At 68.9% G+C, this 11375-nt stretch carries 12 protein-coding genes; 5 read left to right on the plus strand and 7 right to left on the minus strand.

Annotated features, from left to right (window positions below; genetic code table 11):
* Positions 1-132 precede the first annotated feature (132 nt).
* The 5 genes from ACQHI0_RS04400 to ACQHI0_RS04420 all read right to left on the minus strand — a co-directional run bounded on the left by ACQHI0_RS04400 (position 133) and on the right by ACQHI0_RS04420 (position 4611).
* Positions 133-525, minus strand: coding sequence for a polyketide cyclase / dehydrase and lipid transport (locus tag ACQHI0_RS04400; protein ID WP_427906644.1), 393 nt, complete (start codon positions 523-525; stop codon positions 133-135).
* Positions 526-568: 43 nt separating this feature from the next.
* Entirely contained in the window at positions 569-1696 is a 1128-nt protein-coding gene (locus ACQHI0_RS04405) for a glycosyltransferase family 4 protein (RefSeq protein ID WP_427906645.1), read from the minus strand.
* A gap of 44 nt (positions 1697-1740) precedes the next feature.
* Entirely contained in the window at positions 1741-2742 is a 1002-nt protein-coding gene (locus ACQHI0_RS04410) for a peptidase MA family metallohydrolase (RefSeq protein WP_427906646.1), read from the minus strand.
* A 9-nt stretch (positions 2743-2751) separates the two neighbouring features.
* A complete protein-coding gene (locus ACQHI0_RS04415) occupies positions 2752-3816 on the minus strand; it encodes an NlpC/P60 family protein (protein ID WP_427906647.1) in 1065 nt (354 codons plus the stop codon).
* A gap of 225 nt (positions 3817-4041) precedes the next feature.
* Positions 4042-4611, minus strand: a complete 570-nt coding sequence (locus ACQHI0_RS04420; protein ID WP_427906648.1) for a C40 family peptidase — start codon at positions 4609-4611, stop codon at positions 4042-4044.
* 585 nt (positions 4612-5196) lie between these two features.
* On the opposite strand from ACQHI0_RS04420, the gene ACQHI0_RS04425 reads away from it, so the two are divergent.
* The 3 genes from ACQHI0_RS04425 (at position 5197) to ACQHI0_RS04435 (ending at position 8049) form a co-directional block, all read left to right on the plus strand.
* Positions 5197-7113 carry a DEDD exonuclease domain-containing protein gene (locus tag ACQHI0_RS04425; protein ID WP_427906649.1) on the plus strand — a complete coding sequence of 639 codons (1917 nt, stop codon included), beginning with the start codon at positions 5197-5199 and terminating at the stop codon, positions 7111-7113.
* 104 nt (positions 7114-7217) lie between these two features.
* Positions 7218-7769 carry a phosphoribosylanthranilate isomerase gene (locus ACQHI0_RS04430; RefSeq protein WP_427906650.1) on the plus strand — a complete coding sequence of 184 codons (552 nt, stop codon included), beginning with the start codon at positions 7218-7220 and terminating at the stop codon, positions 7767-7769.
* A gap of 4 nt (positions 7770-7773) precedes the next feature.
* A complete protein-coding gene (locus tag ACQHI0_RS04435) occupies positions 7774-8049 on the plus strand; it encodes an Lrp/AsnC family transcriptional regulator (RefSeq protein WP_427906651.1) in 276 nt (91 codons plus the stop codon).
* A 10-nt stretch (positions 8050-8059) separates the two neighbouring features.
* Here ACQHI0_RS04435 and trpD read toward each other — a convergent pair whose 3' ends face one another.
* Together trpD and ACQHI0_RS04445 are read right to left on the minus strand one after the other, a co-directional pair.
* The gene (gene trpD, locus ACQHI0_RS04440) at positions 8060-9121 is read right to left on the minus strand and encodes an anthranilate phosphoribosyltransferase (RefSeq protein WP_427906652.1); all 1062 of its coding nucleotides are present in this window, start codon (positions 9119-9121) and stop codon (positions 8060-8062) included.
* Between the two features lie 90 nt (positions 9122-9211).
* Complete coding sequence (locus tag ACQHI0_RS04445; RefSeq protein ID WP_427909076.1) at positions 9212-9628, minus strand: hypothetical protein; 417 nt, start codon at positions 9626-9628, stop codon at positions 9212-9214.
* A gap of 181 nt (positions 9629-9809) precedes the next feature.
* On the opposite strand from ACQHI0_RS04445, the gene ACQHI0_RS04450 reads away from it, so the two are divergent.
* A complete protein-coding gene (locus ACQHI0_RS04450) occupies positions 9810-10421 on the plus strand; it encodes a cytochrome c oxidase subunit 3 (RefSeq protein WP_427906653.1) in 612 nt (203 codons plus the stop codon).
* Between the two features lie 59 nt (positions 10422-10480).
* Positions 10481-11356 carry a c-type cytochrome gene (locus tag ACQHI0_RS04455; RefSeq protein ID WP_427906654.1) on the plus strand — a complete coding sequence of 292 codons (876 nt, stop codon included), beginning with the start codon at positions 10481-10483 and terminating at the stop codon, positions 11354-11356.
* Positions 11357-11375 lie beyond the last annotated feature (19 nt).

The raw sequence follows: 11375 nt of genomic DNA on the forward strand, positions 1-11375 counted from the left end.
CCCTCTTTCTGTATCTTTGGCGGCTGGTGCCGCGGGTTCTCGGCGCTGAACTCCACCTCTTCCCTCCCTCCGGGCACTCCTTCGTCGCACCCTCCGGTCAGTCCAGAGGCGGAGGCGCGCCGAGAACGTGCCTCAGGTCGAGATGAAGACCGTGGGTGCGACGCCTGCGGGGCGACCGGCTTCCAGGCGTGCCTTGAGTTCGAAGGCCATGTTCCGGCCCGCGACCCGGCGGGCCCGGTTGGCCGCGGCCAGCGCGCGCGCCGACTTCGGCTCAGCCGCGGGTTCGGCGTGCAGGAAGTAGTGCAGGATCGCCCCGTCGGGGACGGCCTCGAGCCACACCTCCATGGTGCCGGTCAGCGCGCCCGCCACCGTCCAGCGGATGCCCTTGTCGCCGCGATCCTCGCGCACGTCGAGGCGCAAATCGGGCCACCAGCGGCGCCAGTTGTTCGCGGCGCTCAGCACCTCGGCGATCGCGGCGCCCGGTGCGGCGAGAAAGGTCTGATCTGCGACCTGGATACTGCTCACCTGGCTGAGCGTAGTTCACGCGACACCGGGCGCGGCCAAGGTGTCACCGCAGCAGTTCCCGCAAGCGGGCACCCTGACGGTCCCAATGCCAGTTCCGCTCCACCCACGCCCGGCCCGCGGCGCCCATCTCGGCCGCCTTGTCCCGGTCGGTGAGCAGCTCGACGATGGCGTCGCTGATCTGCGAGACCGACCGGCCGTGCACCACGATCCCGGTCTCGCCCTCGCGCACGGTCTCGGGGGCACCGCCGGAATCACCGGCCACGACCGGGACCCCGGTCGCCGATGCCTCGAGGAAGACGATTCCGAGGCCCTCGACATCGAGGCCCGCCCCGCGCGTGCGGCACGGCATCGCGAACACGTCGGCGATCGTGTGATGGGCGGCCAGCTCGCCCGAGGGCACCCGTCCGGTGAACACGACACTGTCCTGCACGCCGAGCGCCTCGGCCAGCCCGCGTAGCCGCGGCTCGTAGGGGCCACCGCCCGCGATCACCAGCACCGCGCCGTCGACGCGCTCGCGGATCTCGTTCATCGCCACGATCAGCATGTCCTGGCCCTTGCGCGGGACCAATCGCGACAGGCACAGCACGGTCGGGCGCTCGCCGAGCCCATAACGGGCGCGCAGCTCTTCCCGCGCGGCCGGGTCGGGCCGGAACTCGCCCGGGTCGACCCCCGGCGGCAGGTGCTCCAGTGCCGCGTGCGGACCGAAGGCCGAGGCGAAACGGCTACGGGTGTACTTGCTGACATAGGTCACCACGTCGGTGTGCTCGCCGATCGACCGCAGGATCTGGCGCGATCCGGGCAGCATCGACCAGCCGACCTCGTGGCCGTGGGTGCTGGCCAGGATGCGCTCGGCGCCCGCGCGCCGCAGCATCGGCGCCATCGCCGCCAGGGGCGCGGCCGCGCCGAACCACACGGTGTCGCAGTCGTGTTCGCGCAGCAGCGCGCCCGCCCGCTTGATCACCGCGGGGGTCGGCAGCATCAGCGTCGTCGGATGCCGCACCACCTGGAACTTCTGCGCGGCGTCGAACTTCTCGTGGCTGTCACCACGCCAGCGCGGCGCGTAGACCACCAGGTTCTCGGGCGGCAGCTGATTCGACAGTGCTTGCAGATACGACTGGATTCCGCCCGGCCGAGGCGGGAAATCGTTGGTAACCAGCAGAGTTCGGGCCATAAGAGAACAACCTAATCGGTCGGCTGACAGGTGGGCGGACGTGGTCAGACAGCGCGACCGCGCAGCCAGGCCCGCCAGCCGTCGAGCAGCTCGGCGCGCGAGGCTCCGAGCGCGGCGCTGAACGCGGCATCCTGCGCCGCGGGGGACTGCGGGCCGGTCGCCAGCCGCTTGTACAGCGTGATGAGGGCGGTGGTGCCGTAGCGATCGGCGATGAACGCGCAGGTGCTCCACGCGCTCTCGTAGGCGTAGGCCGCGTCGACCCCGGTGAAATCGGCGTCGGCGACCAGCTCGGTGGGCAGGGTGCCCGCGCGTAACCGCGTGGTCAGCGTGGGCGCGATCTGGGAGAAGGTGGTGGCCTGATCGCGCTGGGCGACGTACTCGGCGAAGCCCTCCAGCAGCCACAGCGGTGCGCCGTCGGTCGTGTCGGCCCTGGTGGCGACATGGGTCAGTTCGTGGCGCAGCAGCGTGGCCAAGCCTTCGTCGCCGACTCGGCGGCGCGCGTCGGGGTTGAACACGATGCGCTGGTCGGTGGGCTGGGTGCCGGGCGCGTAGGACCCGGTGAGCGACACGGCGGCCACGTCGGCGCCGGTGGCACCGGCGGACCTGGTCAGTGCGGTGAATTCGGCAGGCGTACTCGCCACGATCACGACGGGCGCGCGATTCCAGTCGGTGCCCCACACCGCGCTGACATCCGAAATGGCCTGTCCCAGTTGCTGTTCGAGAACCTCGAGGTCGCCGCGATGACTGGGATGGGCCACCAGCAGCGCCTCGGACGCGGCGACTTCACGCACCACGATCGGGCCGTAGGGCTGCAGGTCGCGGCGCACCGGGCTCAGCCGCGGGTTGTCGATGCCTTCGGAGGTGTCGAGCACCTCGGCCTCATCGGTGGCCAGCTGCAACCCACCTACGTTGCGCGGCACCAGGATCAGTGCGACGCACGCCCCGGTCAGCAGCGTGATCGAGGCGAGCGTGATACAGAATTCCAGGCGGCCGTTCGACGAGAACCACGAACGCAGGCCCGAGCGGGAAGACGACGGATCGGTCACCGGTCTGGCTCAGTATCGCCGGGCCGAGTGGTACGGGGTGGTGTTGATCGGCGCGACAGCGACCGGCACACCGAAGGTGGAGGCGTGCACCATCATTCCGTTGCCCGCGTAGATGCCGACGTGGGTGATGTCGGGATAGAACAGGATCACATCGCCGGGCAGCAGTTCGTCCTTGGACACCGGCGTGCCGTAGCCCGCCTGCTGGGAACTGGTGCGCGGCACGTTCTTACCGACCTGCTTGAACGCCCACTGCACCAGCCCGGAGCAGTCGAATTGATCGGGTCCGGTGGCGCCCCACACATACGGATCGCCGACGCGGGTGAGGGCGGCGGCCAGCGCGCTGGTGCCACTGCCGGGGACCAGCCCGGCCAGCAGCGAATCACGGTCGAAGCCGGGCGGGAAGGGTGAACCGGCCAGCGTCGACTTGTCGCGGGCCGAGAGCTGGCTCCATGCCTCGACCACGGAGGTTGTCGACGTGGCGAGATCCTGGCGCTTGCGTTCGACGTCGGCGCGCACGGTATCGGCGGCGGCCGTCGCGGTATGCGCGGCTTCGGCGGCGGTGCGGGCGACGGTGTCGGCCGCGGTGGCGGCGTCGGCGGCCTGTTTGAACTGGCGGACCGTGTCGGTGGTCTGCTGGGCGAGCACGTCCAGGGTCGACACCTTGTCCAGCAACTGCTGCGGCGAACCGCTCGACAGCACGGCGAACATGCTGTTGGTGCGCACGCCGGTATAGGCGGCCACGGCGGTGCGGTCGATCATCGGCTGGAACTTGCGCACTTCGGCGCGGGCGGCCTCGACGACGGCGGAGGTGGCGGCGACCTTGTCGTCGGCCTCGCGTTGCAGCGCGAGTTTGGCGTCGAGGTCGATCTGGGCGGTCAGGGCTTGCTGGTTGAGCTGTTCGGCCTGGCGCGAGAGGTCGACCATCCGGGAGATCGCGTCGGACGCGGTGGTCGGCAGGGCTACCGGATCGGCGCCGGAGGGACCGGCGGTGTAGATCGCGCACACCAGGATCGCGGCGGACAGGGTTCCGGCGAAACCACGCGTCGCGCGCGAATTCCGGTGGTGTCCAGTCACAGTGGCCCGTGCCCCGTTCTCTCGTTGTCCGCCGATACAGCGCAATACCTGAGCGCGATCTCCTCGTCAGCCGAGAAGGTCTCGATCAGGTTACGGAACCGCACGCGTGCGTGTCCAGTAAAGATACGTGCGCCGTCCAACCCAGTGGACGGCGCACGTACCCCCGACGATCAGTGCCGTGACGGTGCGCACTTCCCCGTGAATCGCGCATCGACCGGCCTGGAATCAGAAGCGGCGAGCGCCCGCGAAGGGCATCGAGGAGACCGGCGCGAGCTGCACCGGCGTGCCCGAGGTGGCGGCGTGCACGACATTGCCGTCGCCGGCGTACAGGCCGGAGTGGCCGCCGCCGTAAAACGACACCATGTCGCCGGGCTGCAGGTCGTCGATCGAGACCGGGGTGCCCGCGCCCAGCTGGGCGCCACTGGTGCGCGGCAGGTCCATGCCGGCCTGGGCGTAGGACCACTGGACCAGACCCGAGCAGTCGAAGGCGTTCGGGCCCGCGGCGCCGTAGACGTAGGGCGAGCCGATCTTGCTCATCGCGGCATCGAGGGCGATGTCGGCGGTGGTGGCGCGCGGCGCGGTGAAAACCGGCGGCGCGGACGGGATCTCGATACCGGGGACACCCTGGGGCAGCGGAATCTCGTTCGGCACCTCGAAGGTGCCGATGCCGGGCACGGTCACCGGCGTCGCCGATGCCGGGGCGGCCGGCAGGAGGAACGCGCCGATGGTGGCAGCGCCGACGGCTCCGACGGCAACGGCACGCAGCGCCTGACGCTTGACGGTGTTGTTCGCCATGATGCGGTACTTCCAATCTGCCCCACGACGACGTGTCCGTATGACGCGGCGGGCTTCGTCTCGTCGGCCGTTTCCGGTCGGCGGGACTCCGTGAGGTCTCGAAAAGGTTACGAAGACATCACGGGGGTTTGTAAAGTCGGACATCGGTCCAAAGGGGTTTTTGGGTGATATCACCGAGGAATGCGTGCGAGCTGGGTCACACCCGATCACGAAACGATAACGCCAGGTCACGTCGACCGAGATTTCCGAGTGCTACCGGCGCGTCGCCAATAGGCCGCGGGCGGCGGCTTTCGCTCCGCGAATCGGCGAACCCGCAGGTGGTGGGCGCCTGGGGGAATCGTCGCACGTTCGCCGGGTGGTCCACCTCGCGGGCGGCGCGCCGTCGATCGCGGTGCGCGCAGACCGGTAAGGCCGATTACCCGTTGAATTCTGATGAACTGATGTGAATTCGATAAGAATGTGAGCCCGGTCACAAATCAGTTTGATCTTGGGCATTTTGTTCGCACCGGAACGAAAGTCTCGCACCGAATTATCGGCTCCGAAGGCCTGCCGAGCTTGTCGGACCCCCGTCCTACGCTGCTCGCCGTGCCCGATCCCGCTCCGCTCCCCGCTGCCGCACGGCAGTTGGCCTTCGATGAGCTCGATACTCCGCTGTATGCCACGACTTTCGTTGTCGTCGACCTCGAAACGACCGGGACCAGCGCTGATCGGGATGCGATCACCGAGATCGGGGCGGTGAAGGTGCGTGGGGGTGAGGTGCTGGGGGAGTTCGCGACGCTGGTGAATCCGGGGTACGCGATTCCGCCCGCGATCGTGCAGATCACGGGGATCACGACGGCGATGGTGTACGAGGCGCCGCGGATCGAGGGGGTGCTGCCGGGGTTTCTCGAGTTCGCGGCGGGGGCGGTGCTGGTGGCGCACAACGCCCGATTCGACACGGCGTTTCTCAAGGCGGCCGCGGCACGTCAGGACATCGTGTGGCCGAACCCGCAGGTGCTGTGCACGGTGAAGCTGGCGCGGCGGGTGCTCACGCGCGACGAGGCGCCGTCGGCGCGGCTGGGGGTACTGGCGCAGATCCTCGGTGCGTCGACGACGCCGACGCACCGCGCGCTCGATGACGCCCGCGCCACCGTCGACGTGCTGCACGCGTTGATCGGGCGGGTCGGCAATCAGGGGGTGCACAGCCTGACCGAGCTGCTCGACTATCTGCCCGGTGTCACCGGAACCCAGCGCGCCAAGCGCACTTTCGCGACCGATCTGCCCGCCGCGCCCGGCGTCTATCTCTTCCGTGGACCGTCGGACGAAGTCCTCTATATAGGGACGGCGGTGAATCTGCGTCGCCGCGTGCGCAATTACTTCACCGGTTCGGAAACCCGTGGCCGGATGAAAGAGATGGTGGCACTTGCCGTTCGGGTCGACCACGTGGTGTGTGCGCACGGTCTCGAGGCCGGGGTGCGCGAGTTGCGGTTGCTCGCCGCGCACGCACCGCCCTACAACCGCCGCTCGAAGTTCCCCCGGCGTGGGTGGTGGCTCACGCTGAGTGACGAGGCCTTCCCCCGGCTGGTGACCGTGCGCACCCCGACCCGAACAGCGTTGGGGCCGTTCAATTCTCGGACCGACGCCGTCGATGTGGCGTTGACGATCGCCGAATTCGCCGGCCTGCGAACCTGCGCCACCCGCCTGCCCCGCACGGCGAAACACGTCTGTCCGCCCGCTGTCGTCGGCGGCTGCCCCGCCGCACGGCACGACGGTGACCTCGACGTGCCCGGCTACGCCCCGGCCGTCGCCGCGGTCCGCGACCTGCTCACCGGCCGCGCCGACACCGTGCTCCGCGCGATGATCGAACGTATCGAAACCCATTCGGCCGCAGAACATTTCGAAGCCGCCGCCCGGCTGCGCGACCGCGCCGCCACCGTTGTCAGCACACTCCACCGCACCCAGCGCCTGGCTGCGCTGGCCCGCCTCGCGGAGCTGATCATCGCGCTGCCCGACGACGCGGGCGGCTGGGAATTCTCCGTCATCCGCTACGGCCGCCTCGCCGCCGCGGGCACCGCCGCACGCGGTACCCCGCCGATGGCTGTGGTCGACCAGATAGTCGCCGCCGCCGAAACAGTGATCCCCGAGCTGGGCGACGCGGCCTCGAGTGGCGCCGCGCGCCGCCCTGCCGCAGTTGACTCCGCCGACCTGGCTACCGTGCCCGGAGACCTCGCCACCGCACCCGCGAGCGATGCCCGTGCCGACGGAATTCCACCCGTCGCGAGCGTTGTCGTCGGCGTCACTATCGAGCCCGACGACAACATCCCGCCCTTACGCGGCGCGCCCCCCGAGGAAGTCGGCGTCATCGCCCGCTGGCTCGCCAAACCCGGCGCCAGGATCGTGCGGACCAGCGATGGCTATCGCGAGCCGCTGCACGGTGCCGCGCGCTGGGCCGGTTGGGCGCAGCTCGCGCGCACGGCCGCGACCACCAGATCCGAGCGGGAGCAGTACCTCGCCGAGCGCTGACGGCCTGCCACAGCGGCCTGGTCGATCCGGGACGCGTGGGTCCTGGATCATGGACGTCGACTGCGCGCAGCGTGGCGGGGCCTGAGGACAAGGAGTGGCGGCGGATGTTCGTGAAGGTGTGCGGGTTGACCACCGAGGAGCAGATCGATTGGGCGGTCGAGCTCGGGTACTCCGCGATCGGCGTCATGGTGACGACGAAGAGCAAGCGGTATCGCACCCCCGAACAGGCACGCGCGCTCGCCGAGTACGCGCGCGGCCGCATCACCACCTTCGCTGTCGCCCTGGAGGCGAGCGAGGTCGCCGAGGTGGCCGACGCGTTCGACATCGTGCAGCTCTACCAGTGGGCCGACCTGCCGAATCTGGCCTTCTGCTCGTCGAACCCGCCCGCACCCGAGCAGGCCAGCCGATACTTCTTCTACGACGCCAGCGCGGGCTCCGGTGTCTTCGAGGAATTCCCCGACTGGGTGCGCGCGCAACCGGGCAAGGTGGTCCTGGCCGGTGGCCTCGACCCGGACAACGTCGCCGAGGTCATCGCCAAACACCACCCCTACGGTGTCGACGTGTCGAGTTCGGTGGAATCGGCACCCGGCGTGAAGAGTCGTGACCTGATGCGACGGTTCAAAGCGGCCACCGAGCGGCCCGAAGTTCTAGAGTGATCCCATGATTACCGCGATCGTGATGATCCAGGCGCAGAACTCTCGCATCCCCGAGACCGCGCAGGCCCTCGCCGACACCGACGGAGTCGCCGAGGTGTACTCCTGCGCCGGCGACGTGGACCTGATCGCGATCGTGCGCGTCCGCGACCACGCGCGCATCGCCGAAGTGGTCACCGCGGGTATCGACAAGGTGGACGGCGTGGTCCGCACCACCACCCACATCGCCTTCAAGTCCTATTCCAGCGCGGATGTGGAAGCCGGATTCTCGCTGGGGGAGTGAGCCTTCGGGTTCAGCTCTCGTCGAGCGTCTGGGTGAGGTCGGCCCAGCTCTGCAGCAGTTTCGCCGCCGCGCCGCTGTCCACAGCGGCGGCGGCGCGCTCGAGCCCACCGGCCAGCGCGGCGTCCAGGTCGAGATCGACATCGCCGACCCCTCGGGACAGGTCGTAGGCCACGATCGCCGCGGCCGAGTTCAACAGCACCGCGTCACGCACCGGCCCGGCCGTTCCCGCGAACACATCGCGCGCGACCTGGGCGTTGACCACGGCATCCCCACCGCGCAGGTCGTCCAGGTCAACGCGGACGATGCCGAGCCGCGTCGGATCGATCACCGTCTGCCGGATGCGTCCACCACTGACCAGCCACACATCGGTCACATCCGAGGTGGTGATCTCGTCGAGCCCGTCACGCCCGCGCACCACCAGCGCGCTCGAGTCACGCGCCGCGAACACCCCCGCGATCACGGGCGCGAGATCGGCGAACGCGCACCCGATCAGCCCGGCGCGCGGCTGCGCCGGATTGGTGAGCGGCCCCAACACGTTGAACACGGTCGGAATGCCGATCTCCTTGCGCGCCGCCCCGGCGAAACGCAGCCCGGAGTGGAACAGCGGCGCGAAACAGAAACCGATCCCCGCCTCGCGCACCGACCGCGCCACCGACTCGGGGCCGAGCGCGAGCTTCACGCCGAGCGCTTCGAGCACGTCGGCTCCACCGGACTTCGACGATGCCGCCCGGTTCCCGTGCTTGACCACGGGCACCCCGGCCGCGGCCACGACCACCGAGGACATGGTCGAGATGTTCACCGACCCCGAACGGTCGCCGCCGGTGCCGACGACATCGACCGCGTCGCCGTCGACGTGGACCAGCCGCGCGTGCCCGAGCATCCCGGCCACCATGCCCGCCAGTTCGGTCGGCGTCGGGCCCTTGATCTTCATCGCGACGCCGAAGGCGGCGATCTGGGCCGCGGTGGCGTTGTCGGTGAAGATCTCGTCTATCACCCAGGTGGTGTCGTCCGCGGCCAGGTCGCCACCGTCGGCGAGGGTTCCGAGCACCTGGGGCCAGCTGCGCACGCTCATCTGCTCTGCTTCTCCTTCGACGACACCGTTGCGCCACTGTAGTTCGGGCGCGCGGAAGTGGCGCAAGGTCTTTTGCGCCGCTCGGGCAGTTTAAGGGGCGCCACGCGGCGGCTGTAGGGCGTCCCAGCCGTCGGCGACGCCGTCGTGGCGCTGGGCGAGTCCGGCCATCCGCGAACGTTCCTGCGAACAGGTCAGCGGATCGAGCCGTTGCACCCGCTGCAAGATGACCGGAACCAGGTCGTCGGACCCGACCGTGGACGCACCACGTTCGTAACCGTCGTATCCGGCGATCTCGCACGCGGCCTCGATCCGCTCGGCGGGCAGCCGGAGATGATGACGCAACACCGCGTCGGCCTCCCGATCCAGCGCACTCGCTCGATCCAGCGCCGTCGAACACGCTTCGACGTCGTCGAAACTCGACGCGACCACGACAAGATCGTCACGTGAGGCATCCAACTCCCGCGCCGACCCGCCGAACAGCCGCCGCCACATCCGCACCACGACCATCGCCGCCTCCTCGAGTCTCAGCCTATCCACATCCAACGCTGTCACAATGAGTTGTCGCGCGATCGTCGCCAACACGCCGACGGAAGTCGTAGACCCCCTCTGTGCGTGGGTTTTCCGACTCGCGCCACAAACTTTCGTACCCGGGTACATGTGTCGTACTACGAAGAGTCATACTTACCCCGTGACGACCGCAGTAGGCACCCCAGGATCGGCCATTACTCAGCGTGTGCATTCGCTGAACCGGCCCAACATGGTCAGCGTCGGAACCATCATCTGGCTGTCTAGCGAGCTGATGTTCTTCGCCGGGCTGTTCGCCATGTACTTCGTTGCTCGCGCGCAGGCGCACGGGCACTGGCCCCCGGAGCCGACCGAGCTGAACATGAAGCTCGCGATTCCGGTGACGGCCGTGCTGATCGCGTCCTCGTTCACCTGCCAGATGGGTGTGTTCGCCGCGGAGAAGGGCGACGTGTTCGGCCTTCGCCGCTGGTACACGATCACCCTGCTGATGGGCACGTTCTTCGTCGCCGGGCAGGGCTACGAGTACTACCACCTGGTGGAGGAGGGAACTTCGATCGCCGGCAGCTCGTACGGCTCGGTTTTCTACATCACCACCGGTTTCCACGGTCTGCACGTGATCGGCGGTCTGATCGCGTTCGTGTTCCTGCTCGTCCGCACCACACTGAGCAAGTTCACGCCGGCCCAGGCCACCGCCGCGATCGTGGTGTCCTACTACTGGCACTTCGTCGACATCGTCTGGATCGGGCTGTTCGCCACGATCTACTTCGTCCGTTAGCGCGCGGCGCACACTCAGCATTTGCACAAGTCGGTTCCGTCTACTCCAAAGGGACACAGATGAGTTCATCTCCCCCGTCGGCCCCAGAGCCCGCCGGCCCCGGCAACGGGCAGGCCGCCAAGGCCGCTAAGCAGGCGCGTAAACAGCGCCGCGCCCGCCGTCGTATCGCGGGTGCTCTCGCGCTGATGATCGGCCTGGTCGGAGCCGGCTTCCTGGCTACCGCGCTCACCCCAGAGCCGCAGGTCGCAACCGCGAACGAAGACCAGTCCGCGCTCATTCGCGAGGGCAAGCAGCTCTACGACACCTCCTGCGTCACGTGCCACGGCGCGAACCTGCAGGGTGTCGCCGATCGCGGCCCGAGCCTGATCGGCGTCGGCGAGGCCGCGGTCTACTTCCAGGTCTCCTCCGGCCGTATGCCGATGGCATTGAACAGCGCTCAGGCCGAGCGTAAGCCGGTGAAGTTCGACGCGCACCAGACCGACGCGCTCGGCGCCTACGTCGCCGCCAACGGCGGTGGCCCCTCGGTGATCCGCGACGCCAACGGCGAGATCGCCCAGGAATCGCTGCGCGGTGACGACATCGCCCGTGGTTCGGAGCTGTTCCGCATGAACTGCGCCTCCTGCCATAACTTCACCGGCCGTGGTGGCGCGCTGTCCAGTGGCAAGTTCGCGCCGCCGCTGGCCGAGGCCAGCGAGCAGCAGATCTACCAGGCGATGGTCACCGGCCCGCAGAACATGCCCAAGTTCTCCGACCGGCAGCTGACGTCGGAGGAGAAGCGCGACATCGTCGCCTATGTCAAGAACTCCGCCGAGGAGAGGTCGCCCGGCGGCTGGGATCTCGGCGGTTTCGGTCCGGCCACCGAAGGCCTCGCCATCTGGGTCATCGGCATCACCGCCGTTGTCGGCGCCGCGATGTGGATCGGTTCGCGGTCATGATCGGTCAGCGCGCGAAGGC

Origin of the sequence: Nocardia sp. FBN12, assembly GCF_050320175.1 — a bacterium.
In the GTDB taxonomy this organism is placed as follows: Bacteria; Actinomycetota; Actinomycetes; order Mycobacteriales; family Mycobacteriaceae; genus Nocardia.